This window comes from Flavobacterium suncheonense GH29-5 = DSM 17707 (assembly GCF_000430025.1).
Taxonomy (GTDB): Bacteria; Bacteroidota; Bacteroidia; order Flavobacteriales; family Flavobacteriaceae; genus Flavobacterium; species Flavobacterium suncheonense.
On record NZ_AUCZ01000003.1, the window covers coordinates 26,832 to 52,009 of the forward strand.

The 25,178-nt window shown below is 40.8% G+C and carries 27 protein-coding genes; 15 read left to right on the forward strand and 12 right to left on the reverse strand.

Annotation, left to right across the window (positions count from 1 at the left end):
* Genes G498_RS0100165 through G498_RS0100175 form a run of 3 tightly spaced genes read left to right on the forward strand, consistent with a single transcriptional unit; the run spans window position 1 to window position 2,644 of the window.
* On the forward strand, window positions 1–1,032 hold the full coding sequence (locus G498_RS0100165; protein ID WP_026979272.1) for an iron ABC transporter permease: 1,032 nt from the start codon (window positions 1–3) through the stop codon (window positions 1,030–1,032).
* 6 nt (window positions 1,033–1,038) lie between these two features.
* Window positions 1,039–1,818, forward strand: a complete 780-nt coding sequence (locus G498_RS0100170; RefSeq protein WP_026979273.1) for an ABC transporter ATP-binding protein — start codon at window positions 1,039–1,041, stop codon at window positions 1,816–1,818.
* 52 nt (window positions 1,819–1,870) lie between these two features.
* On the forward strand, window positions 1,871–2,644 hold the full coding sequence (locus tag G498_RS0100175) for a dienelactone hydrolase family protein (protein ID WP_026979274.1): 774 nt from the start codon (window positions 1,871–1,873) through the stop codon (window positions 2,642–2,644).
* A 93-nt stretch (window positions 2,645–2,737) separates the two neighbouring features.
* Here the strand turns inward: G498_RS0100175 and G498_RS0100180 are convergent, their stop codons facing one another.
* Both G498_RS0100180 and G498_RS0100185 read right to left on the reverse strand, forming a co-directional pair.
* A complete protein-coding gene (locus G498_RS0100180) occupies window positions 2,738–3,706 on the reverse strand; it encodes an acyltransferase family protein (RefSeq protein WP_026979275.1) in 969 nt (322 codons plus the stop codon).
* Window positions 3,707–3,720: 14 nt separating this feature from the next.
* Window positions 3,721–4,287 (reverse strand): pseudouridine synthase, encoded by a 567-nt coding sequence (locus tag G498_RS0100185; protein WP_026979276.1) that lies wholly within the window; start codon window positions 4,285–4,287, stop codon window positions 3,721–3,723.
* Window positions 4,288–4,448: 161 nt separating this feature from the next.
* On the opposite strand from G498_RS0100185, the gene G498_RS0100190 reads away from it, so the two are divergent.
* Together G498_RS0100190 and G498_RS0100195 are read left to right on the forward strand one after the other, a co-directional pair.
* Window positions 4,449–4,874 carry an SRPBCC family protein gene (locus G498_RS0100190; protein ID WP_026979277.1) on the forward strand — a complete coding sequence of 142 codons (426 nt, stop codon included), beginning with the start codon at window positions 4,449–4,451 and terminating at the stop codon, window positions 4,872–4,874.
* A gap of 9 nt (window positions 4,875–4,883) precedes the next feature.
* Window positions 4,884–5,291 carry a VOC family protein gene (locus G498_RS0100195; protein ID WP_026979278.1) on the forward strand — a complete coding sequence of 136 codons (408 nt, stop codon included), beginning with the start codon at window positions 4,884–4,886 and terminating at the stop codon, window positions 5,289–5,291.
* A gap of 44 nt (window positions 5,292–5,335) precedes the next feature.
* Here the strand turns inward: G498_RS0100195 and G498_RS0100200 are convergent, their stop codons facing one another.
* The gene (locus G498_RS0100200; protein WP_026979279.1) at window positions 5,336–5,767 is read right to left on the reverse strand and encodes an META domain-containing protein; all 432 of its coding nucleotides are present in this window, start codon (window positions 5,765–5,767) and stop codon (window positions 5,336–5,338) included.
* Between the two features lie 188 nt (window positions 5,768–5,955).
* On the opposite strand from G498_RS0100200, the gene rmuC reads away from it, so the two are divergent.
* From rmuC to G498_RS0100220, 4 genes are all read left to right on the forward strand, one after another.
* Window positions 5,956–7,326, forward strand: coding sequence for a DNA recombination protein RmuC (gene rmuC, locus G498_RS0100205; RefSeq protein ID WP_026979280.1), 1,371 nt, complete (start codon window positions 5,956–5,958; stop codon window positions 7,324–7,326).
* A 101-nt stretch (window positions 7,327–7,427) separates the two neighbouring features.
* Window positions 7,428–7,973, forward strand: coding sequence for an acyl-CoA thioesterase (locus G498_RS0100210; RefSeq protein WP_026979281.1), 546 nt, complete (start codon window positions 7,428–7,430; stop codon window positions 7,971–7,973).
* A gap of 97 nt (window positions 7,974–8,070) precedes the next feature.
* A complete protein-coding gene (locus G498_RS0100215) occupies window positions 8,071–9,213 on the forward strand; it encodes a hypothetical protein (RefSeq protein WP_026979282.1) in 1,143 nt (380 codons plus the stop codon).
* Window positions 9,214–9,248: 35 nt separating this feature from the next.
* Window positions 9,249–11,288: an FG-GAP-like repeat-containing protein gene (locus tag G498_RS0100220; protein WP_026979283.1), complete on the forward strand. Its 2,040-nt coding sequence runs from the start codon at window positions 9,249–9,251 to the stop codon at window positions 11,286–11,288.
* 63 nt (window positions 11,289–11,351) lie between these two features.
* On the opposite strand, the gene G498_RS0100225 is transcribed toward G498_RS0100220, so the two are convergent.
* Genes G498_RS0100225 through G498_RS14470 form a run of 4 tightly spaced genes read right to left on the reverse strand, consistent with a single transcriptional unit; the run spans window position 11,352 to window position 13,923 of the window.
* Window positions 11,352–12,230, reverse strand: a complete 879-nt coding sequence (locus tag G498_RS0100225; RefSeq protein ID WP_026979284.1) for a DUF5777 family beta-barrel protein — start codon at window positions 12,228–12,230, stop codon at window positions 11,352–11,354.
* Window positions 12,231–12,232: 2 nt separating this feature from the next.
* Window positions 12,233–13,003, reverse strand: a complete 771-nt coding sequence (locus G498_RS0100230; RefSeq protein ID WP_035754106.1) for a T9SS type A sorting domain-containing protein — start codon at window positions 13,001–13,003, stop codon at window positions 12,233–12,235.
* Between the two features lie 4 nt (window positions 13,004–13,007).
* Window positions 13,008–13,526, reverse strand: a complete 519-nt coding sequence (locus G498_RS0100235) for an ankyrin repeat domain-containing protein (RefSeq protein WP_026979286.1) — start codon at window positions 13,524–13,526, stop codon at window positions 13,008–13,010.
* 7 nt (window positions 13,527–13,533) lie between these two features.
* The gene (locus G498_RS14470; RefSeq protein WP_035744325.1) at window positions 13,534–13,923 is read right to left on the reverse strand and encodes an OB-fold protein; all 390 of its coding nucleotides are present in this window, start codon (window positions 13,921–13,923) and stop codon (window positions 13,534–13,536) included.
* Window positions 13,924–14,014: 91 nt separating this feature from the next.
* Between G498_RS14470 and G498_RS0100245 the strand changes: the two genes are divergently transcribed.
* The 4 genes from G498_RS0100245 (at window position 14,015) to G498_RS0100260 (ending at window position 19,085) form a co-directional block, all read left to right on the forward strand.
* Complete coding sequence (locus G498_RS0100245) at window positions 14,015–14,368, forward strand: hypothetical protein (protein WP_026979287.1); 354 nt, start codon at window positions 14,015–14,017, stop codon at window positions 14,366–14,368.
* 10 nt (window positions 14,369–14,378) lie between these two features.
* Window positions 14,379–14,921 (forward strand): YceI family protein, encoded by a 543-nt coding sequence (locus G498_RS0100250; protein ID WP_026979288.1) that lies wholly within the window; start codon window positions 14,379–14,381, stop codon window positions 14,919–14,921.
* 91 nt (window positions 14,922–15,012) lie between these two features.
* Window positions 15,013–16,935, forward strand: coding sequence for a transglutaminase-like domain-containing protein (locus G498_RS0100255; RefSeq protein ID WP_026979289.1), 1,923 nt, complete (start codon window positions 15,013–15,015; stop codon window positions 16,933–16,935).
* 2 nt (window positions 16,936–16,937) lie between these two features.
* Complete coding sequence (locus tag G498_RS0100260) at window positions 16,938–19,085, forward strand: hypothetical protein (protein ID WP_026979290.1); 2,148 nt, start codon at window positions 16,938–16,940, stop codon at window positions 19,083–19,085.
* A 73-nt stretch (window positions 19,086–19,158) separates the two neighbouring features.
* On the opposite strand, the gene carB is transcribed toward G498_RS0100260, so the two are convergent.
* The 3 genes from carB to G498_RS15665 form a co-directional block, all read right to left on the reverse strand.
* Window positions 19,159–22,014: a carbamoyl-phosphate synthase large subunit gene (gene carB / locus G498_RS0100265; RefSeq protein ID WP_026979291.1), complete on the reverse strand. Its 2,856-nt coding sequence runs from the start codon at window positions 22,012–22,014 to the stop codon at window positions 19,159–19,161.
* Window positions 22,015–22,112: 98 nt separating this feature from the next.
* Entirely contained in the window at window positions 22,113–22,274 is a 162-nt protein-coding gene (rpmH, locus tag G498_RS0100270; protein ID WP_026979292.1) for a 50S ribosomal protein L34, read from the reverse strand.
* 11 nt (window positions 22,275–22,285) lie between these two features.
* The gene (locus tag G498_RS15665; protein WP_154656433.1) at window positions 22,286–22,456 is read right to left on the reverse strand and encodes a hypothetical protein; all 171 of its coding nucleotides are present in this window, start codon (window positions 22,454–22,456) and stop codon (window positions 22,286–22,288) included.
* A gap of 68 nt (window positions 22,457–22,524) precedes the next feature.
* Here G498_RS15665 and G498_RS0100280 point away from each other — a divergent pair, with 68 nt between their 5' ends.
* Window positions 22,525–23,040 (forward strand): hypothetical protein, encoded by a 516-nt coding sequence (locus tag G498_RS0100280; protein ID WP_026979293.1) that lies wholly within the window; start codon window positions 22,525–22,527, stop codon window positions 23,038–23,040.
* 156 nt (window positions 23,041–23,196) lie between these two features.
* Complete coding sequence (locus G498_RS0100285) at window positions 23,197–23,904, forward strand: TlpA family protein disulfide reductase (protein WP_026979294.1); 708 nt, start codon at window positions 23,197–23,199, stop codon at window positions 23,902–23,904.
* On the opposite strand, the gene G498_RS0100290 is transcribed toward G498_RS0100285, so the two are convergent.
* Window positions 23,905–24,270, reverse strand: coding sequence for a sulfite exporter TauE/SafE family protein (locus G498_RS0100290; RefSeq protein WP_026979295.1), 366 nt, complete (start codon window positions 24,268–24,270; stop codon window positions 23,905–23,907).
* 10 nt (window positions 24,271–24,280) lie between these two features.
* A complete protein-coding gene (locus G498_RS0100295; RefSeq protein WP_026979296.1) occupies window positions 24,281–25,171 on the reverse strand; it encodes a lytic transglycosylase domain-containing protein in 891 nt (296 codons plus the stop codon).
* Window positions 25,172–25,178 lie beyond the last annotated feature (7 nt).

Sequence of the window (25,178 nt, forward strand, 5' to 3'; positions counted from 1 at the left end):
TTGCCGAATTCCAAACGAAATACCGCTTTGTTTGTATCACTTTTTGTGGTGACTGTATGTTTGTTTTTCTGCAACATCAGTTTCGGTTCGGTACACATTCCTTTTAAGGACGTTTTTAATGCCTTAACTGGAAATGACGTAAGCAAACAGGCCTGGGAATACATCATCCTCAACTATCGTTTGCCGAAAGCCCTAACCGCCATTTTAGCCGGAATGGGTTTATCTGTCAGTGGTTTGCTGATGCAGACGTTGTTCCGGAATCCGCTGGCCGGGCCTTATGTTTTGGGTTTGAGTTCGGGAGCGAGTCTGGGCGTTGCTTTTGTGATCTTGGGCGCTTCGTTTATGCCTACTTTTTTAAGTGCTGTTTTACTATCTTCCTACGGTGTGGTTCTGGCCTCAACTTTAGGCAGTTTTCTGGTTTTACTTTTGGTTTTGATTGTTTCCCAGAAACTGCGCGATACGATGGCGATTCTTATTGTCGGTTTGATGTTCGGTAGTTTTACCAGCGCCATTGTAGGTGTTTTGACGTATTTCAGCACGGCGGAACAATTACAGAAATTCACATTTTGGTCGTTAGGAAGTCTAGGAAATCTGTCCTGGCCTTCCCTTGTCATTTTAACCGCAACGGTTGCCTTTGGAATCCTGATGAGCCTTTTCAGCATTAAATCGTTGAATGCTTTGCTGCTCGGGGAAAATTACGCCCGTAGCCTGGGTTTGAACTTTCAGAAAGCCCGCTTGCTTATTATTTTCGCCACCAGCCTCTTAGCCGGAAGTATTACCGCGTTTGCCGGCCCGATTGCGTTTGTCGGACTGGCTGTTCCCCATATGGCAAAACTGTTGTTTCAAACCAGCAACCACTGGATTTTGTTCTGGAGTACCTTGCTGATTGGCTCGGGTATCATGTTGCTTTGCGATGTGCTTTCCCAAATGCCGGGAACGGAAATTACGCTGCCCATCAACGCGATAACCTCGATTATTGGGGCGCCCGTTGTAATTTGGCTTCTGGTTCGGAAAAAAAGAATGATGAATTAAGTAACGATGAGCAAACCGATTCTCCATACCCGCAATTTAAGCATTGGCTATACTGTCCGACAGGAGAAAATCCGCATTGCCGAAAATTTGAATCTGACCTTTTCACAAGGAACGCTGATCACTTTAATTGGTGCAAACGGCATCGGAAAATCGACCTTGCTTCGAACATTAACCAGAATACAAAAGCCTTTGACCGGTGAGGTTTTCTTAAACGACCGCAATCTGAATTCCTATTCCGCTTTGGAATTGGCGCAAAACCTGAGCATCGTTTTAACCGAACAATTACCGCCGAGCAACCTGACCGTTTTCGAATTGGTCGCTTTAGGCCGCCAGCCCTACACTAATTGGATCGGAACCCTAACCGATAACGATATCCAAAGTATTCATCAGGCTATGGAACTCACGCAGGTACAAGCTTTTGCTTCTAAAAAACATTATGAAATCAGTGACGGACAACTGCAAAAAGTACTTATTGCCAGAGCGTTGGCCCAAGACACGCCGCTAATCATCCTCGACGAACCTACCACGCATTTGGATTTAGTACACAAAGTAAAACTTTTCAAATTGCTGAAAAAACTGGCGTCTGAAACCCAAAAATGCATTTTGTTTTCTACTCACGACATTGATTTAGCCATTCAGCTGAGCGATGAAATGATTGTCATGACCGCTGAAAAAGTAGTGCAAAACCAACCTTGCAGCCTGATTTCAGACGGAACGCTCAATGCGCTGTTCCAAGACGAATCCATTCGTTTTGACCCTGAAAAAGGAAAATTCATAATCGGTTAAGCGTCCTATTTTAGGAACATTTCGTAACTTTAAACTTTCAAAAAATAAGGTTATGAAATCACACTATTTTTTCTCCCTATTGATTAGTTTTCTATCGATTATGACGGTACAATCCCAATTAAAAGCAGTTACCTACCATGACGGTAATCAGCAACTGGAAGGCTTTTCCGGAAAACCGGTTAAAGCAAATGCCAAAAAAGCCGGCGTGCTGATTCTGCCTGCCTGGATGGGTGTGGATGCTCATTCCAAAGAAAGCGCCACAGCACTTTCAAAATTAGGCTATTACACCTTTGTAGCCGATATTTACGGCATCGACAAAAGACCAACCAACCCACAGGAAGCCGGAAAAATCGCCGGGCATTTCAAAACCAATTATAAAGAATATCAGCACCGCATCCAACTCGCACTGGAACAATTGATTAAATCCGGAGCCAATCCGAAGGAAATTGCGGTAATCGGTTATTGTTTCGGCGGAAGTGGTGCTTTGGAAGCCGCCCGGGCCAACATGCCAGTTAAAGGCGTGGTTTCTTTTCACGGCGGATTGGGGAAAGATACCGCAAGACCAACCGAAACCATTCACCCAAAAGTTTTAGTACTACACGGAGCCGACGACTTCTACGTTCCGGAAGCCGAAATCAAAGCGTTTCAGGACGAAATGCGGGCTGCAAAAGCCGATTGGCAAATGGTGTATTATGCCGATGCGGTGCATGCGTTTACCCATAAAGATGCAGGCAGCGACAAATCCAAAGGAACAGCCTACAATGAAAAAGCCGATAAACGTTCCTGGCTTGCCATGCTGGATTTTTTCAATGAAATTTTCAAGTAAGCAATTGCTTCTGTTCAGAATTGTTTAGGAATCTACATGCTTCGGTTAAAGAACTGCTGAGACTGAATACTGTCAAAAGCATGTCCGTTTTAATCACAGGAAATAAGGGAATTTCCGGTTGATTTTTTCAAGAAAATACCAGACCACAACCGACAACAAACAGATTATGAAATACTTACAAACAATCATACCTAAAGTTTTTTGCGGCAAAAATTCCGTAACCAACCGAATCATGTACGGATGGCACAGGTAAATTCCCAAAGACAAGGTTCCTGGAATCGTCCATTTTAAAATCAGCTTGGCTGTAACGGCCCAATGCAGCAACAACATACTGATAGGTAAAAGCGAAACAAAAAAATCCAGTGCGCCCAGTTTCAGTGTATAATACAGGTAGGATTCCAGCAACAACGCTGTAATACTCAATCCTAAAATCCATTGAAAATACTTCGGGGAAAATTTCCAATAGTCATATAGCGAACCCAACAGTAAAAAAGGGAACGCGAAAAAAACTGCATTACGCGTAGTTCCGAGGCCTTCATAAATATTGACAAAAAAAGGCAACTCCTTAAAAATATGGAGCTTATAACTTAGCTGAAACAAATAACCGGCAGCAAACAAACCTAAAATTACCGCCCATTTTGTTATAAGCTTCCACTTTCGGGTAAAATGCAACAAGACAACGCCCAAAACACTCGCAAGCAGATACCACAAATGCCAATAGCCGTACACCAACTTGTAAATCAATGTTTTGGTTGTAAACCATTTGATGTGATAATGATACAGCAAATCGGGAAGATAAAGCAACTGCCAAACAACATACAACAGCAAAATCCGCTTGCAGTATTTTTTGAGATAACTGACATCGTCCAGCTTATTCCGCAGTAAATAGCCGGATATGATAAAAAAAGTCGGAACGGCAATCCGGGTGATTCCGCTGGCAATTTCATACGAAATCAAACCGGAAATTCCTTTCATTTTGGAAACCGGAAAAATGTGCAGCGCCACCACCAGCAAGGCCAGTACTAATTTTAAGAGGTCCAGCGACGCGCTTCGGTTCTTCATGAAGTGATTTTTTACTAAAGTAAGAAATTTTCAACTTGGACAACTTCTCCGGCTTTTAAATTCTGCAGTGTAATGCCACCGACTCTTACCCGCACCAACCGCAAAGTCGGGAAACCAACGGCAGCTGTCATTTTCCGCACTTGTCTGAACTTTCCTTCCGTAAGCGTTACCGACAGCCAACTGGTAGGTCCGTGGCGTTCATCCCGAATGCGACGACCGGTTCCGATATAATCCGGCAAATCACTAATAATGCTTGCTTCACACGGTTTTGTAGTGTATCGAATGCCTTTAAAACCGATTTCAACCCCTTTTTTTAACTGCTCAATGGCCGCTTGCGTAACGAGGCCGTCCACTTGGGCATAATACTCTTTTTCGACGGTTTTGCTTCTGACGTTTTCGCTTTCCATGCCGTCTGTCGTGAGGAGCAGCAAACCCTCGGAATCTTCATCCAAACGGCCGATAGCCATGGTTCCTTCGGGGAAATCATACAATTCTCCCAACAGCTTTTTAAACCGTTTTTTCTCGTAAACAAACTGACTCAGATAACCGTGGGGTTTGTGCAGAAGGAAATGATGGTGCATCGTTTAATTTTTGGTAAAAATACGGTTTCCGGAGCACAATTCTGTTCAAATCGTTAAATGTCTTTCATCTTAAAAAACGGTCATTTAAAGACCGGCTAAATATTCTTACGAAAAAGAATTGTAAATTTACACTTCCTTTTCAAACTGTAAATCAGACAATTATGCCAACAACCGAAAAAACAACCATCACGGTGGCAGCTACCGTAAACGCTCCTGTTGAAAAAGTCTGGCAATTCTGGACAACGCCGCAACACATTACCCAATGGAACAACGCTTCAGAAGACTGGCACACGCCCAAAGCCGCAAACGATTTAAGGCCAGGCGGAACCTTCAACTACCGCATGGAAGCCAAGGACAACAGTTTTGGTTTCGATTTTGAAGGCCGTTATACCGAGGTAAAAACCAACGAACTAATCGAATACGTTATTGCTGACGGACGAAAAGTCCAGATTCTCTTTGAAGCTTTGGACGATGAAACCCACATCACCGAAACCTTTGAAGCCGAAGAAGTGCATCCGGTTGAACTGCAACAGGACGGCTGGCAGGCTATTCTCAACAATTTTAAACGCTATACCGAAACGCATTAATTACAGCTTATGAAATCGCAAATTTTTATCAATCTGCCGGTAAAAGACCTACAAAAGGCGATGGCATTTTATACCGCAATCGGGTTTACCAACAATCCGGGTTTTACCGATGAAACCGCAGCCTGTATGGTGTTTAGCGAAGAAATCTTTGTCATGTTGCTGACACACGACCGTTTTAAGAGTTTCATTGCAAAAGAAATGGGTGATACCACGAAAACGACTTCCGTGATTAATTCCCTGTCGATGGAAAGTGTGGCGAAGATGAACGAAACCGCAGACAACGCCCTGAAAGCCGGCGGAACCGAACCCACCGAACCCAAAGATTACGGTTTCATGCAGCAACGCAGTTTTGAAGATTTGGACGGTAATTTCTGGGAAGTTTTTTATATGGACATGAGTAAATTACCGCAACAATAAATGCATAAAAAAACGCCTCACTGAAAATTCTGCGAGGCGTTTTTTTATTCTTTTGTTACTTTTTTGAAGCGCATCATCGGTACTTCGTTGAGTGACAAATTAAGTTTTCCGTCTTTATCGATGCTGATTTTGTTTACTTTTTTCATCATGGCTAAAAAAGCCTGTTCGCCTCCGCCCTCGCAATACCGCATGGTCATGGCGCCCGGTTCGCCAATGGTTATCGAATTGCCGTCTAATTTATACGAAGCCCGATACCCGTTACATCCTGTCGAACCATGTACAATTTTATCGGCTTCCATGAAATGCAGCTCTGGTTTTTTATCGGGAAACAGCCCTTCAAAAGCGATTCGGGTTCCGGAAATGTATTCCAGTTCCCAGGTGTTGGCATAGATTTCTTTTGAAGAATCTGTTTTTACGGCCGAACAACTGTTCAGCAAAGCAACCATAAAGATTGCGAGTATGGCTATTTTTTTCATATACTGAAATTTTAATGATTCCTGTTCAAAGTTACGCAAATCTGAAATTTCCCAATGTATGCCACTGGCTGTTTTTCTCCTGCCTTACACGCGAAAAACATTTCAAAAAAAGAACTTTCAAAAACTGCGCCAGAAACTGTTTTTCATTTTTTTTGCTACATTTACTGCTTAGATTAAATAATCAAACCATGTCACAAACACTTTTAGTATTAGCCGCATTTGTCATTGCCCTGATGATTGGAATCTATATCGGGAAACTGCTGTTTTCGGCACAGGCAAAATCCGATAAATCCGCTTTGGAAGAACGCATTAACGGTTTGTTGGCGCAAATCGAACAAGGCAAACAACAGCTTCAGAACGAGCAGCTGACTTTCGAAAAACAACTTGCGCTTTTAAATTCCGAAAAGGAAAACATCCGCAGTGAAAAAGAAGCGCTGGCCATTCAGCTTTCCAAAAAAGAAGTCGATTTTGAGAATTTGTGGGAGCGCAACAAAGAACAGAAAGAAGAAGTTAATCAGTTACAGGAAAAATTCACCAAAGAATTTGAGAATCTGGCCAATAAAATCCTGGAAGAAAAATCGGTTAAATTTACGGAACAGAACAAAGAAAACCTGAAAAACATTCTGAACCCGCTTCAGGAGAAAATCCATTTGTTCGAGAAAAAAGTTGAAGATACACACAAAGAAAGCATCGATTATCACGCCGCATTACGCCAGCAGATTTTAGGTTTACGCGAGATGAACGAACAGATGAGCAAAGAAACCCTAAACCTGACCAAAGCCCTGAAAGGCGACAGCAAAATGCAGGGTAACTGGGGCGAACTGATTTTGGAACGCGTGTTGGAAAAATCCGGTTTGGAGAAAGGCCGCGAATACGAAGTACAGCAAAGTTTCACTACCGAAGATGGTTCCCGCGTACAACCCGATGTGGTCATCAACCTTCCGGACGGCAAAAAAATGATTGTCGACTCCAAAGTGTCCTTAACGGCTTACGAACGGTATGTGAACGAAGACGACGACGACGCAAAAGACTCGTTTTTGAAAGAGCACGTCAATTCTATCAAACGCCATGTGGAGCAGTTGGGCAACAAAAACTATCAGGATTTGTATCAGATTGAAAGCCCGGATTTTGTGTTGTTGTTTATTCCGATGGAACCGGCTTTTGCCATTGCGCTGAACGAAGACAACACACTGTACAACAAGGCGTTTGAGAAAAATATTGTGATTGTTACGCCTTCTACCCTTTTGGCGACGTTGCGCACCATCGACAGTATGTGGACGAACCAAAAGCAACAGGAAAATGCCTATGAAATTGCCCGTCAGGCCGGCGCTTTATACGACAAATTTGAAGGTTTTGTGTCCGATTTAATCAAAATTGGCAAAAAAATGGACGAAGCCAAATCGGAATACGGCAATGCGATGAACAAACTCGTGGAAGGCAAAGGAAACTTAGTAACCAGTGTGGAAAAACTTAAAAAAATGGGCGCCAAAGCCAAAAAAGCCCTGCCGGAAAGCATTCTGAACCGTGCTTTGGAGAAGGAACACAATCCTGAAAATTAAATCCGGAACGCTGTTTCGCCTTTCCGTGGTGAGGCTATTCCCGATTTAGTGACTAAGGTTCCGCTTAAAAATTCACCTCATTTCAACTAATTAAATTAGGTATGGAAACAAAATTCAAAAAAGTCAGTGCCTCGAAAATAACCTTATCGGAGTTAATGCTTCCTTCGCATTCCAATTTCAGCGGAAAAATTCACGGGGGTTATATTCTGTCTCTGATGGACCAGATTGCCTTTGCGTCGGCTTCCAAATTTTCCGGAAAGTATTGTGTTACGGCTTCGGTGGACACTGTTGATTTTTTGAATCCGATTGAAGTTGGCGAATTGGTCACACTAAAAGCTTCCGTAAATTACGTGGGACGGACTTCCATGGTGGTGGGGATTCGGGTAACCTCACAGAATATCCAAACCGGAAAAGAAAAACACTGCAATTCTTCCTACTTTACAATGGTAGCCAAAGACGAATTTGGAAATTCTTCCGAAGTGCCTCGTTTAGAGCTAAGCTCCTTAGAGGAAATAAGACGGTATTGCGAAGCCCACAAGCGCATCCTTGCCAAAAAAGAACATAAAGAACTGGAAGAAAAACTGGATTATTCTTCCGAAGAAGCGTTACAGATGCTGAGGGAAATGAACGTCAGAATAAAAATATAACATTCTTAAAATATTTTATGATTTTATATTGGTTTTTCTTAATTATTTCTTAAAAATTATATATTTGTTATTAATAGTCACACTTTAAATAACAAATATGCAACAAAAATACCTACTAAAATTATTAGGTTTTCTAACAGTTTTCGCCCTAATCGTTACCATTATTGCCTGTAATTCGAGTGATGAAGCCGATCAGTACGAACCGGTTTCTCCGGTGGTGATGGACCTTACCCAGGTACCTTATCCGAAGCTTTCCGATTATAAATTTTTCGAAGGCGATTTAAAAAACTTAACACCTGCCTTAGGTGTGTTACCCTACAAACCTGCCAGTTCTTTATTTAGCGATTACGCCCACAAAAAAAGGTTCGTCTGGATGCCAAAAGGAACAAAAGCAACTTATAACGGTGATGATAAAGTTTTAGAACTTCCGGTGGGCGCAGCAATCATCAAAAATTTCTACTACGATAACGTGCAGCCGGGCAATACTGTTAAAATCGTTGAAACCCGACTCATGATCCGCAAAGCTACGGGTTGGATTTTTGCCAATTATGTGTGGAATGACGAACAAACGGAAGCTTTCTTCGATTTGGCAGGAAGCTATCAGGATATTTCATGGATTGAAAATGGGGAAACCAAAAATGTAACCTACAGAATCCCTTCTGATGTTCAGTGTATTACCTGCCACAAAACAAAACAAACAATTAATGACGTTGAAGAAACCATTTACATTCCAATCGGTATTAAGCCACAAAACCTGAATTTCAATTACAACTACGGTGCTGCGGAAGTTAAAAACCAGTTAACCAAATGGATTGAAGCCGGTTATCTTGAAAACAATTTCACCTTACCGACCGAAGCCAATTCGACAGTAGATTATGAAGACACTTCCAAACCGCTTGATCTAAGAGCGCGTTCTTATGTAGACATCAACTGCGCGCATTGCCACACCGACAACAAACACTGTGATTACAGACCAATGCGATTTGCTTTCAGCCAAACCGGCGGCACCAACGGGAACACTAACATGGGCGTTTGCGTAAATACTGAAGACATGCAGGGTTTCCCTTCAAATCTGGCTAAAATTGTTACACCGGCCAATACCTTTAAATCCATGCTTTACTACAGAATAAATACAACGGAAGAGGCTATTCGGATGCCTTTACACGGAAGAACATTAATACATACCGAAGGAGTTGCTTTAATGGAGCAATGGATTAATTCTTTAGGCCCATGTCAATAAACTAACTTATTAACTAACCCAAAAACAACTGAAACATGAAAAAAATTACTTCATTTTTTTTCTTACTGGCAATTAACTGGTGCTTTTACGGTCAGGATACCTGTAATACCGCTCCTGTCATTACTGCCGGTTTACATGTAGTCAGTGCGGTTAACGGTCCTCAGATACCTTCCCCGCTCTGTACCTCCGGTCCCGCTCCTACTTTTGGAGAATGGTACATTTATACGCCAACCAATAACTATAATGTAACAGTAACCTCCGATATTGCAGCCAATACACCCAGAATAGACACCCGGTTACACATTTATACCGGAAGCTGTGGTGCTTTAACCTGTGTAGGCGGAGATGATGATTCCGGATTAAATTATTCTTCGGTCGAGACTTTTTCAGCCACTGCAGGCACAACGTATTACATTGTCTGGGATAACCGATGGAGTTCTGCAGGGTTCACTTTTCAGTTAATTGAAAATCCTTATGTACCGCCAATTCCGGCACCGGTAAACTACACAACACAAACCATCTCCACGATAAACAGTTCTTACAACATTTGCGTGGTGGACATGAACAACGACTATAAAGACGATATTGTAGGAGTAAGTACCAACACCTTAAAAATTCACCATCAGACAACACCCGGTAATTTTTCTGTTTCCACTTATACAGTTCCCGGAACCAGCGACATGCCTACCTGGAGCTTAGCAGCAGGAGATTATAACAGAGACGGTTACAATGATTTGGTTTTGGGAAGCGGCAGCGGTTTAGCATTCTGGAAATCTGACGGTACCGGAAACGGATATATCAATGTGAATCCTTCCGAATACATATTCTGTCAGCGCACAAATTTTGTGGACATAAATAATGACGGGCATCTGGATGCTTTTTCGTGTCATGATGTGGCGCCAAACGTATACTATTTAAATGATGGTTCCGGCAACTTTACGCACTATCAAAGTGGGGTAACGGCTGGTTCTTACAACTTGGGAACCTTAGCTTCCGGAGGCAATTACGCATCCATTTGGACGGATTACGACAACGATGGCGATGTGGATTTGTTCATCTCCAAATGTTCTGGTCCTCCGTGTGAATTACACCGAAACGACGGGAATGGAGTTTTTACTAACATTTCTGCCACAGCACAAATCAATGTCACTCCGATACAGTCCTGGTCTTCTGCAGTGGCAGATTTTGACAATGACGGCGATATGGATATCTTAATAGGCGCCAATGGCGGTTCCGGTCATAAATTTTTCAGAAACGATTTAAACACTACCAACAGCGTAGAAGAACCTTTTGTGAATATTACAGCGACAACCGGTTTTGGTACCGACACTTCCATCAGCAGAGATTACATTGCTTACGATTTCGACAATGACGGAAAAGTAGACATTATGGGCGGCGGCAATAAAATTTTCTTCAATCAGGGCGGAAATGTTTTTGCCACCTCAAATTATTCAGGAATGACTGTAGGCGCTGTAGGAGATTTAAACAATGACGGATTCTTGGATATCGCCAACAATAACGTGATTCATTATGCTGTTCCAAACGGCAACAACTGGATTAAAGTTACGCTACAAGGTATTCAAAGTAACCGAAACGGAATTGGTGCCCGTGTTGAAATCTACGGAAACTTTGGCAAACAAATCAGAGATATTCGCAGTGGTGAAGGTTTTGAATACATGAGTACTTTAAATGCTCACTTCGGTATCGGAACAGAAACACAAATCTCTCAGGTTATCATTAGATGGCCTTCGGGAGTAGTCGACACGATTCTGAATCCAAATCCTAACCAAAGTTTAATGGTGGTGGAAGGCAGTACTTTAGGATTAGCCGAAAATCACTTAGGCAACTTTAATCTTTTCCCTAATCCTACTCATGATTTTGTAAACCTAAGTCTTAAATCGGGGAATGATACGATTAAAAACGTTTCTATCTACGATTTGAACGGACGACTTATAAAATCTGACAATGCGCTAAACAATAAAGTAGCAGTTAGTGATTTACAAAGCGGAACTTACATCATTCTGATTGAAAACACTGAAAATAAAAAATTCTCCGGTAAGTTTGTGAAAAACTAATCCGTTTACATCCATAAAAAAAGCCCTGTTTGTACAGGGCTTTTTTATTATCAGCATTTATCTTTAGAAGACCCGAACCAGATTGAATCCAAAACAAATTTCTCCTTTATCCCAACGTCCGGATGTTTGCCCTAAAAACCCTGTTTCGTGCATGGCTCTGGAATTGGTAAAATGCATCTGAAAAACATGTCCGCCGGTTTCCAAATCCACGCCTATGGACAGCGGATTTCTGTAAATGGACTCTGAGGCCCGATTCAAATGTGCAGCATAATCCATGTTTACAGACCAGCGCTTGGTAATTTTATAACGTCCTCCCATTCCGATAGCAAACTGACTGTTATCTTGAGGATTAGGAAGAATTACATTCCCGTTTCCGTCAAAAACATCCCGCACAGTATTTTCATGAAAATAGGTCGGCGCCAGCTCTAAGGTAAATTCGTCGGTAAATTTTCGGGACACTAAAAGTTGTGTTACATAACTCAACCGGTTGTCGAAACTCATGCCCGGGTAATTATCTTTTTTCATTTCGGTATTAATTGCCAAACTGTTAAACCCAACTATTGTAAACGGAAAGCCGTCTTGCTGTTGAGACATCAACCGGTATTTGGCCGCTATGTCGTATGTTTCCTGAAAACCGCTTCGCGCCACATGAAGGGTTAGCCAATCGCTTAACCCGTAAACAAATTTTAGTTGTGTATTGGCATTATCCAAACCAAAGAAATCGTCGAAACCGTTTTTCAGGTAGTCGAAACGGTGTGCCACAATGAAATAAAAATCTTTCTTGGCCGCCAGTTTCGTAGATTCCAGATTGACAATCTTCAGCGATTTAAAGGCTGATTCCACACGCATATTCGCTTTCACCGTATCAATTTCAGAAAGCAAATCGTCCTGGGCAATTCCCGATAACGGAAAAAGCCCCAATAACCAAAATAATTTCCTCATGCTTAATTGATTACTAATGTTCGGGTTCCTTCCCCAACACTGGTTTTAATTTTTACAACATACGAACCGCTGCCCAAATCGGAAGTTTCTATACGAGAATCCTCGGCTGTTACATTGGAAGTTTTTACCACCCTTCCTAACAAATCGTAAAACTTGACATTAGCATCGGTGACCAATTGCGGCAATTCGATATTTACAAATTCTTTTGACGGGTTCGGATACATTTTAAGGGCTTCCATAGCAAACGAATCGGTTCCTAACGTTAAATTGGCAATAGTCGACCCGCAATTCCCAAGACCGTGGTAGGTTACGGTTAAAGAAGTTCCTCTGGCAAAAGTTAAATGCAAAGGTTGTGCTGCTAACGGAAAAGTATAATCAGTTCCTTCAGTAGCTACCCGATTTCTTGTAGCTACTACTGTACGAACTCCGGAAACCACTGTGTTAGATTGCACGGTCCAGTTTTGCGTATCGGTTGGCGGTGTTACACCTACTCCATCAAAACTTCTGTCTGTCATATTAGTTCCGTCAAAAATCAGAACATCTTTCCCTACATCATCCATAAGATTCGTAGCATCAAAACCTATACCTAAAAAACTTCCTGAAGGACCTGTTAAAGTAACGGTAACTGTTGTGCTAGTAACATCCACTTTACCCGAATAAGCGGTTGTTGGACCGCCACCAAAAAATGATACAGTACCTGTGGAGTACGTTTGCGCGAAAAGACCTGCCGTAGCTAACAGCAGAATCATAATGAGAAATGTAATTTTTTTCATGGCTTTATCGATTTAGAATTTGAATTAATCTGTCGTCACCAACCATTTTGGCGTAATCGAGTGCCGACTTTCCCCGTATATCTGTTGCATTAATATTTGCCTTCGCTTTTACCAGCAATTCGGCTATTTCATACTTCTTGAAAATAACAGCGTAAATAAGGGCCGTATTTCCAGTTGCATCCGATATACCTGTATCTGCGTTATTTTCCAGTAACAACTTTACAATTTCAGTATTTCCTTTAACCACGGCTGCCATAAGTGGTGTACCGTAGTTGCTTTTTCCGTTTATCTCGGCTCCTTCTTTTATCAGAAAAGCTGCCACTTCATTATTCCCTCTGTATGTCGCAAGAGTTAACAAACTGTATCCTTCGTTATTTACCGAATTAATGCTCCCCTGTTTCTCCTTCAGTTGCATCTTTAATTCTTCGACTGTACCGTTTCTGGCAATTTCAAAAATATCTTTCTGGGCATTTACCCAACCGGAAAAAAACAGCAGAACAGATATTATTATCACTTTCCCCATTTGCTTATTATTCAAGTACCGACTGATCCATTTTCATTTCTTCAAGCAGATTATCATAACCCATAAATCTTCCTTTTACTTTTACATTCGACTGCGTTTTTATTTCTCCGGAAGGTTTATCCTTAAAATACACAAACATTTTTTCATCTATGACAATCGTGTTTTCTTTAGCGTCGACACCGGTAACTTTTCCGGAAACTTCAATGGTTTTATCTAAATATTTTGCATTGGCTGCTTTTTCATCCTTAACGAATTCTTCATAAATAGCATTGGCCGTTACCTGGAAGGCTCCTTTTTCTGAGGCGATATCCCGATGTTCTTTATACAGATACGAATAAAAAGCCCAAGTCATTAGAAGCAGAAGAACCAAAATAAATAAATATCCAGTCTTTTTCATATTAAATAAATCATTTCTCACAAAATTAACAAAATATTTTTTTATTATTAAAATTTTTAATAGTAACTTTAGAAATATTTTAAAAAATATCATGAATCGATTTTACGCAATTGTTTTCTCAGGCTTTGTATTATCATCCTGTACAAGTGATTCCGAATCGGATTTATACGACGGTACACTTCAGGAAAACATCACCTACACCAATGATATAAAACCTATTATTACGGAAAACTGTATCATGTGTCATTCCCAGCCTCCTCAAAATGGGGCTCCAATGCCACTGACAACTTACACATTCGTTAAAGATGCTGTTGAGCATCGGGGTTTATTGGATCGTGTTTCGAGTACCGATCCTAACTTTTGGATGCCGTTTATGGGGGAAAGACTCCCTCAAAGTAAAATTGATATGTTAATAGCCTGGGAAAACGCCGGAATGCCGGAATAAAACTATAGCCATGAAACCAATTATACCTTTTTTACTGATGCTCCTTTTTACATCCGGATTACATGCCCAATCTAAAAAGGTTACCAAAACAGGAGCAATTCATTTTGAAGCATCTGTCCCTTCTTTTGAAGAAGTAGCGGCACTAAACAAAAGCACGACGGTGGTTCTGAACACCGAGACCGGAGAAATTGCCGCACTGGCCTTAATCAAAGGATTTCGTTTTAAAATTGCTTTAATGGAAGAACATTTTAACGAAAATTACATGGAAAGCAACAAATATCCTAAGGCTACTTTCAAAGGAAAAGTTTACGGCTTAGACGTTAACAATCTTACGGAAAACAATAAAGATTATTCCATCAAAGGCGTTCTGGAGATACACGGAAAGTCAAAAGAAATAACAATCCCGGCAAAAATTAAGAAGACTAACGAAGGCATTGCAATTGCATCCAATTTCAGTGTTAACTCAGACGATTTCGACATACAGATTCCCAAAGTAGTCAGCAAAAAAGTATCGAAAAAGGTTAACATCGATCTTGACTTTGTTCTCAAATAAATATGTGTTAGTTATTTAAAAGAAAACCTTTTAGCCTTCTAAAAGGTTTTTTTAATTAAATTAATTACATTCGCATTCCAAATTTAAATTTATGCGAATAAAACTACTTCTTTTAACTGTTTTTCTGCAGGTTACAAACTTGACAACGGCTCAGAAAAACATCGATCCCACACCCGAAGACATCACCTTGGCAAAATCGCTTCGTGAAAAAAATGACAAATCGGATGTGGCCATTATCAACAGTAAAGAAAACATTTCTTTCGGTTTAAATTCCAAAGAAGGAAAGGTTACTGTAAATCATGCAATCAACGAAAAATTAATGAACATCAACCACAGGGCTGACATTCAGAAATTCGAATTTTACGACAGCCAGTCAGAAATTGAAAGTTTCGATTTTAAATTCCGAAACGATAAAAAAGCCACCTTTTTCGTAAAAGACGAATTTTACAAAAGTGACGAGTTGTTTTACAACGACGCCCGGGTAAAATATGCTAACATCGATTTCCCGGTTCAGGGTTACACATACAACTACTCGATGGAAAAGAAATACAAAGATGTTAAGTATTTTACCTCACTCTATTTTAACGACGAATATCCGGTTATAAACAAACAGGTCATTATCGAAGTGCCAAACTGGTTAGAACTTGAAATTAAGGAATTTAACCTGAAAAATTTCAACATCACGTTAAACAAAACCACCGATTCCAAAAACAACACAACCAAATACGTTTACACGATTGAAAATATTCCGGCCGGCCTGAACGAGAAAAATGCACCGGGACCAAGCTATCTGTATCCGCATATTTTGATAATTGCAAAATCGTACACGAAAGACGGAAAGAAAAGTACCTTGTTCAATGCTACCGAGGATTTGTACAAATGGTATAAATCTTTAGTGGATACTATGAAAGAAAATCCGGAGGTGTTAAAAGAAAAAGTAGCCGAACTTACCCAAAACGCAAAATCGGACGAGGAAAAAATTAAGAACATTTATTACTGGGTTCAGGACAACATCCGCTATATCGCTTTCGAAGACGGTATTGCCGGTTTTAAACCCGACGAATCCCAGAATGTTTTCCAAAAACGATATGGCGACTGTAAAGGAATGGCCAACCTTACCAAACAAATGCTGAAACTGGCCGGATTTGACGCCCGGTTAACCTGGATTGGCACAAAAAGAATTGCCTACGATTACTCTATTCCTTCCTTATCGGTAGACAACCACATGATTTGCACCCTTTTCCACAAAGGAAAAAAATACTTCCTGGACGGAACGGAAAAATACAACGCTTTCGGAGAATATGCCGAACGCATCCAAGGCAAAGAAGTGCTGATTGAAAACGGCGATACTTTTATTGTAGACAAAGTTCCCGTTGGCAGTCCTGCTTCCAATACAGAAACGTTTACCTCCGTGCTTAAAATTGATAATGAATCGCTTATCGGAAAAACCAACACCACATTTGTCGGGGAAAGCAGAGCCTCCTTTTTGTATGGTTTTAACAACGTTCGCAACAACAATAAAGAAACAGCTTTAAACAACTACTTGTCTGACGGAGATAAGAACAATAAAATCAGCAACATCAAAACTTCGGATTTAGCCAACCGCGAAGGCAAATTAGTTATCGATTACGACATCCGATTGGACAATAAAGTTTCGGCTTTCGACAACGACATTTACATCGACCTGGATTTCAAAAGAGAGTTTTCAAAATTAGATTTGAAAGAGCGCAAAAATGACTTTGAATTTCCATTCAAGGAGTTGTACAATGCCACAATTAAACTGGAAATTCCTGCCGGATACAAGGTAGCTAAATTACCGGAATCCCTTTCCATAAGTACCGGAAACTACAAAGTAAGCATCAATTGTCAGCAGGTGGGCAATGAGATTGTGTACACCAAAAATTTCGAATTTCAGAACGGGGTACTAAAATCAAACGAGTTTGCAGACTGGAACGTTGTTTTGGCTAAAATCAACAAAATTTACAACGAACAAATCACTTTAACCAAATCGTAATCATGACCAAAAAATTATTAACACTTCTTGTAATCGCCTTATCCCTGAACACTTTTGCACAGGATAAAGCAGAAATCCGGGATTTTTTCTGGGGTAAAAACGACGAATACAAAAATGCGGCCACTATTCCAGACAAATGGAAAAACGAATCTGCCGTTATCATTTACAAATACGAAGATTATGATTACCACAAATTCGGAAAAAGTGTTACCTATCGCTCTGCCCTTCGCAAAAGAGTGAAATTACAAGATTTGGTTGCCGTTACAGAATTCTCCGAATTTAAATACTCAGAGAAATCCAATCCGAGATACGGAACAGAAGTAAAAACAACTTTAGGTATTAAAATCGTAAAACCAGACGGAAAAGAAATCGAAATTAACGTTGACAAGGAATCGGTAAAAGAAGATGACCATAAAAAAATTGCCATTCCGAATCTGGAAATCGGCGACATTATCGACATCTACGAATACAGCACCGAATCGTTTAAGTCCTTCTTTGAATACGGGTTTGACGAAGTGGAAAAAACACTTGGCGACACCCATCCTATTATGAATTACAAACTGACATTTCAAACCGAAAACGACTTTTTTGTAAACTTCAACACCTACAACAACGGACCGGAAATCAAACAGATTCCACTGGATAAAAGCAACGAGCGCAAATATGAAATCGTTGCCACAGACATCGAAAAAAATGATTTCCCTAACTGGTTTTACCCTTTGGTAGAGCTTCCCTGCTATAAATTTCAGGTGTTTTTTGCCCGTTCCGGAAAGTTTGAAAAGAGAGCCGATGCCTTCTTACCGGAAAAAGAAAACATTATTAAGAAAACGGTTTCCAAAGAAGATGTTCTGGATTATTATGTAAACAAATTCCGTCCATATGGCGATTTGGGAGCCATTGAAAAATTTTTACAGCAAAAGAAATTTGCCAGCACCGAAGAAAAAGTAAAAGCCGTTTATTATTTTACAAGACACTATTATTACACCCTTTATGTGGAAGCTTTTGTAGCCAACGAAGCCAAAATCATGTATCCGTTTGATTTGTACGGCAACAATCCGGTTTTCTTCAGAACAGAGGAAGCTTTCATCAACCACTTTATGGCATTCTTAAAAGACAATAAAATTGATTATGATATTGTCGTAGCGACCAACCGTCACAACGGTCCCATCAAAGATTTGCTAATTCAGAACAACGCAACGGTCTTATTAAAAGTGAACGCTGAAAACCCGATTTATATTGAGTATTTTTCTCCGTTTTCAGATGTAGACAAATTTTCTTCCCAATTGGAAAACACCGATGCCTATGCCCTGAAAGTATCCAAAATGAAAAAGGTAACCGATGTGGAAAACATCAAATTACCGGGAACGACACACAGAGACAACACTTCCAAACAAATTACCGCTTTAACTTTTGGCGATAACTTCGGACAATTTACCATCGAACGCGAAACACAGTTAAACGGACACAACAAAACGGAAGAACAGGCATCAAAAATGTACTTTTTTGATTATACCGACGAAGACTACATGAAATACGGGTCTAAATCGCTGTTGGTACGGGTTACCAATAAAAAGAAAAGAGAGCAATATTCCAACGAGTTCTATTCCCTTATCAGCAAACTGAAAGACAAACAGAAAGAGGAGTTCAAAAACGCCACAGCTCAGGAATTCGAGCTGGAAATTGAAAACCACAGCTTACAGATTTTGAATACCGGACGTTTCGGTAAAGAAACGCCTTTCATCTACAAAGAGAAATTCGATTCTAAAAACAGCTGGATTAAAAAAGCGGGTGAAAATTACATTTTTGAAGCCGGAAAACTTATCGGCTCACAGATTCATATTGAAGACAAAAACCGCAACAGAACCAATAATGTTTATTTTTCATATCCGCGCTCTTTTGAGGAAGACATCACCGTTGACATTCCGGAAGGCTACACTCCAACCGGTTTAGAAAAACTAAACAAAAAAGTGGAAAATGAAACGGGTGGTTTTGTGAGTTCAGCTGTAGTGGAAGGCAATAAAATCCGTATTAAAGCTTACAAATATTACACCTCCTACTATCAGCCGAACAGCAACTGGAATAAAATGTTAGCATTCTTAGATGCCGCCTATCAGTTTACCCAGGAGAAAATATTATTCAAAAAGAACTAAACACAATTTTTGAAACCGAATAAAAACAAAAATCCCTCAAAACTGAGGGATTTTTTATATCAAAATTCGAATATTATCTACTCAAATACATTTTTCTTCTCGAGTACAATTCGTAGAACTGATCGTCTTTCAGATCTTCGATAAATAAAATGCTTTCTCCGGTCGATTTCATCTCCGGTCCTAATGCCTTGTTCACGTTTTTGAACTTGCTGAACGAAAATACCGGCTGCTTAATTGCAAATCCTTTCAGTTGCGGATTGAAGTTGAAATCCGTTACTTTATTGTGGCCTAACATTACTTTGGTAGCGTAGTTCACATACGGTTCTCCATACGCTTTCGCAATGAACGGCACGGTACGGGAAGCTCTCGGATTCGCCTCGATAATGTATACGATATCATCTTTAATCGCGAACTGAATATTAATCAATCCAACCGTTTTCAGAGCTTTGGCAATTTTATGCGTGTGATCTTTAATCTGCTGCATTACGAATTCCCCTAAATTGAACGGCGGTAAAGTCGCGTTACTGTCTCCGGAGTGGATTCCGCACGGCTCGATATGCTCCATGATTCCGATGATGTACACATTACCATCGGCGTCACAAATCGCATCGGCTTCAGCTTCGATTGCTCCGTCCAAATAGTGATCCAACAACAATTTATTCCCCGGAATATGTTTCAGGATTTCAATCACATGCTCTTCCAGTTCCTGTTTGTTGATTACGATTTTCATGCCCTGACCGCCCAATACATACGAAGGGCGAACCAATAACGGAAAGTCTAACGAATCGGCCAAAACAGAAGCTTCTTCCGCATTTTCCGCCACTCCGAATCTTGGAAACGGAATGTTCAGCTCGGTTAATAGTTCTGAGAAACGACCACGGTCTTCGGCTAAATCCAATGCATCGAAACTAGTTCCTAAAATCTTGATTCCGTATTTGTTTAATTTTTCTGCCAATTTAAGCGCCGTCTGACCGCCCAACTGCACGATTACACCTTCCGGTTTCTCGTGTTGAATGATGTCGTAAATGTGCTCCCAAAACACCGGCTCGAAGTACAATTTGTCTGCCGTGTCAAAATCCGTAGACACCGTTTCCGGGTTACAGTTGATCATGATGGTTTCATAACCGCACTCCGATGCAGCCAAAACCCCGTGAACACAAGAATAATCAAACTCAATCCCTTGTCCTATACGGTTCGGTCCGGAACCTAAGACCACCACTTTTTTCCTGTCGGTAACGATACTTTCGTTGTCTACGTAACGAGTGCCGTCCGGTCTTTCGATTTCAGCTTCAAAAGTGGAGTAATAGTAAGGCGTTTGCGCTTTGAACTCAGCGGCACAGGTATCTACCAGTTTGTACACACGTTTCACGCCCATTTCGTCGCGTAATTTGTGCACCTGGCTTTCCAGACAGCCCAGCATGTGCGCTATCTGACGGTCTCCGTAGCCTTTTTGTTTGGCTTCTAAAAGCAAATCTTTCGGAAGCGTATCTATTTTATAGTTGGAAATTTCTTTCTCTAAAGCGTATAATTCTTCGTATTGCTTTAAGAACCACATGTCAATCTTCGTGATTTCGTGGATTCGCGACAACGGAATGCCCATCGCAATCGCATCGTAAATCACAAAAACGCGGTCCCAGCTGGCATACGTTAATTTTTCAATGATCTGGTCGTAGTTTTTATAGCCTTTCCCGTCAGCACCTAAACCATTTCTCTTAATTTCAAGAGATTGTGTGGCTTTGTGCAAGGCTTCCTGGAACGAACGTCCGATTCCCATTACTTCTCCTACGGATTTCATCTGCAAGCCTAAAGTTCTGTCGGCGCCTTCAAATTTGTCGAAGTTCCAACGCGGGATTTTTACGATTACGTAATCCAGAGTCGGTTCGAATAAAGCCGAAGTCGATTTGGTGATCTGGTTCTGTAATTCGTCAAGCGTATAGCCTAACGCTAATTTGGTAGCGATTTTTGCAATCGGATAACCCGTTGCCTTTGAGGCTAAAGCTGAGGAACGCGATACACGCGGGTTGATTTCAATCGCCACGATGTCTTCTTTTTCATCCGGGGAAACGGCGAACTGTACATTACAGCCTCCGGCAAAGTTTCCGATACTGCGCATCATCAAAATCGCCATGTCGCGCATTCTCTGGAACGTTCTGTCGGAAAGCGTCATCGCTGGCGCCACCGTGATACTGTCTCCGGTGTGAATTCCCATCGGATCCATATTTTCGATGGTACAGATGATGACTACGTTATCGTTTTTATCGCGTAATAATTCTAATTCGTATTCTTTCCAGCCTAAAAGCGCTTTGTCAATCAATACTTCGTGGATTGGAGACGCCTCTAAACCACGAGTTAACAAATCGTCGAAATCTTCTTTTTTATGTACGAAAGCGGCTCCGGTTCCCCCCAAAGTAAACGAAGGGCGAATTACCAGCGGAAACCCGAATTCCTGCGCAATTTCTTTTCCTTTTAAGAACGAATTGGCTGTTTTGGCCGGCGCAACAGGTACGTCAATTTTCGCTAATAATTGCTTGAACTGCTCACGGTCTTCCGTTACATTGATAGCGTTTACGTCCACTCCGATTAACCGTACTCCGAAATCCTGCCAAATCCCTTTTTCATCGGCTTCCAAACATAAGTTTAAAGCAGTCTGCCCTCCCATCGTTGGCAATACGGCATCAATTTGCGGATGCGCCTTTAAAATTTCGATAATGGATTTGGTGGTAAGCGGTTTTAAATACACGTGATCGGCCATGGACGGATCCGTCATGATGGTAGCCGGGTTCGAGTTGATCAGGATAACTTCGATTCCTTCTTCACGTAACGAGCGTGCGGATTGTGAACCGGAATAGTCAAATTCGCAGGCCTGTCCAATTACGATAGGGCCCGAACCAATAATTAAAACCGATTTTATTGAAGTGTCTTTAGGCATTGTGTTGTGTTGTTGTATGTTGCGTAAAAATTTTTCAAAAAGGTACAAAAAAAGCGTTACCGATAAAAAGTAACGCTCTATTTATGATTTAAAAATCATTATTTTTTGTGTCTTGGCTCAGATGAAACCGTTAACTTGTGTCTTCCTTTAGCTCTTCTGCGTGCTAATACTTTTCTTCCGTTAGCAGAAGCCATTCTTTCCATGAAACCGTGTTTGTTTCTTCTTTTTCTTTTCGATGGTTGAAACGTTCTCTTACTCATTGCTTTTATCTTTAAATCGTGATTTTAAAATTGGTTTCAGCTTTGAATGAATCTGTCGCTTCAAAACCGAGTGCAAATATACAAAGACTTTTATTTCTGACAAGTCCTTTTTCAAAAATATTTATCTTTTTACAAATGCCGTCCGTAAAAGTCAGGCAAAGATACACTTTTCCGGCTTTCATTGTTTCTGAAAACTAATTTGACGGCTCGTTTCTATTTACTACATTTGCAATCCAAAACTAAACACATTATGTTTCACAGAAATATCAAATTGATTCTTGCAGGATTAATCATCGCCTTGGGAATCTGGCAATTCACGGAAAGCAACATCGGAAACGGAATCTTTTTACTACTGTTTTCCACTATTTTTATCTTCTTATATTTTAAAAACGAATTTATTCTGCTTGCCTTTCTGCAGTTGCGAAAACAAAATATGGAAGGCGCCCAGAAATGGCTTTCCCACATCAAAAACCCGGAAGCGGCTTTAGTGCGAAAACAACAGGGTTACTTCAACTATTTACATGGAATTTTAGTGTCGCAGACGAATTTATCGGCCGCTGAAAAATATTTCAAAAAAGCCATCGAATTAGGCTTGAACATGGATCAGGACTTAGCCTTAGCCAAATTACAATTGGCCGGCATCGCGATGACCAAAAGAAGAAAAGTGGAAGCCACCAATTTGCTGAACGAAGCCAAAAAGCTGGACAAACAGAACATGTTGAAAGATCAGATTAAAATGATGAAAGATCAGCTGAAAAAAATCTAATAACTTTATGATTATCAACGTTTTAAAAAACACCTTATTCACTAAGGTGTTTTTTTTATTTACATGTATTTCATCGGTAAAATTAACCGCTCACCGACAAAGAAAAACCGTTCCTCTTTTTAATGCGTAATTTTGAGTATCCGAAATACGAAGAAAATGAAACAACACTACCTCTTGTTTCCGGTTGTTTTTCTTCTATCTTATACCGTTTGCGCACAAGATAGCGCCCATGAATTGCTCTCTTTCAACCTGCACAAGAACATAAAACCTTACATAAAAAAAACCAATTCCGCTTATGAAAAAGGCGATGTCGCTTCCGGACAAATCCTCTTCGAATCCTTAGTACAAAGCCATCTTATCGGAACAAAATTTGACAACTTCAGCTTCAAAAGAGTAAACCAGAAAAAACTGCATCTGAATACCCTCAAAAAACCGATTTACCTGCTAACGTATTCTTCCTGGTGTATTCCTTCCAAAGGTGAAATTCCCGCGCTGAACAAACTGGCCAAAAAATACGAAAAAGACATTCAGATTGTGGTAGTCTTTTGGGACCGGAAAAACGACATGAAGAAAATGGCGCAAAAATTCAGTTGGCGGATTGAAGTCTGTTACGCCCACGAAACCTACAATAAAGACGCGTATCTGGTGGCAACCCTAAAACACACCTTTGGGCTTCCGACCACTTTTTTAATCGATGAAAACATGAATGTGGTTAACATCAAAAGAGGCAACAGCAACCCCGGGCCCAAAATCAGTTTTGCGGATGCGTTTAACCTTAGTTTCAATCAGTTTCAAAAAAGCATCAATACGTTGCTGCTCAACGAAAGAACAAGCCGAAGCAGAGGCAGACTTGCGACGCACTGATTACTTGCCCAAAATCATCTTTCCGGCTATCAGCAGTAAAATTACGCCGAAAACTTTTTTCAGTATTTTTTGGTCGACACTGATTGCTAACTTGCTTCCAAAGTAACCCCCAACTACAAAAAAGATGGCTATAACCGCGGCAAATCGCCAGTCAATATAACCTTCTTTATAATAATTGTAGACCGCAACCGCCGTAACCGGAACAACCAGCACCGCCAGACTTGTTCCCTGTGCCTGATGCTGCGAAAATCCCATCAGTAACAACAGCGGAACCATAATAATCCCGCCTCCTACTCCAATCAGACCGCTTAACATTCCTGCCAGAAGCCCGATGAGCATTAACATAAGTAATGTGGATAACGCCATATTTTTCATTTTAACGGGTATAACCTTCCAGCGGAATCTGAATCGTGTACACTTTTCCCGGCTGCACTTCAAGTTTTTTATCACGCAACCAAGGGTTATGTATTTTTAATATTTTATAATTAATTCCCTGATCAATAGCAAATTGCGCCAGATTGTCAATATTTGTCGACACCTCAACTTTTTTGGTCGGAATTACAGGATACAGAACACTTTTCGGCATCATGTACCCGTATTTTTCCTGATTCTGCATGATTTCTTTCAGCGCCAGAATGCGGAAAACATAACGATAGGTTTCGTCGGTTAGCAGCATGTCGTAATAATCGTTTACTTTCTGCTCGTCTTTCATGCGCATGATACCGTTCAAGCCTCCGTTGTAGGAAGCGGCAGCCAGCGTCCAGGTTCCGGATTTTTCTTTGGCTTTCAATAGGTATTTACAGGCGTATTCCGTAGATTTTTCCAGATTGTAACGCTCGTCTACAATATCGTTTACTTCCATACCGAGTTCTTTGGCGGTTGCCGGCATAAACTGCCATACTCCTTTGGCTCCGGAGGGCGAAGTAGCGTTAATCAGTCCGCTTTCGATTACGGCTAAATATTTAAAATCGTCCGGCACGCCGTATTTTTTCAGAATCGGTTCGATTACCGGAAAAGCGCGGTTGGCTCTTTTAATTACCAGTTCGGTAGTGGCATGAAGGTTGGTGTTTACGGTTAATTCCCGATCAAAACGTTCGCTTACATCTGCCAGCTGCAACGGCACTTTTTCACCGCAGAAATCCATTTCCGACGGAAGGCTTGTATGGACGTAAGGATGCGTTTTTCTTAAACTGGTCGTCGCATAAATAAACAATCCGCTGACTACCGCAACGGTTGCAATTACTAAGATTCTCCTGATCACTTGCATAGTTCTC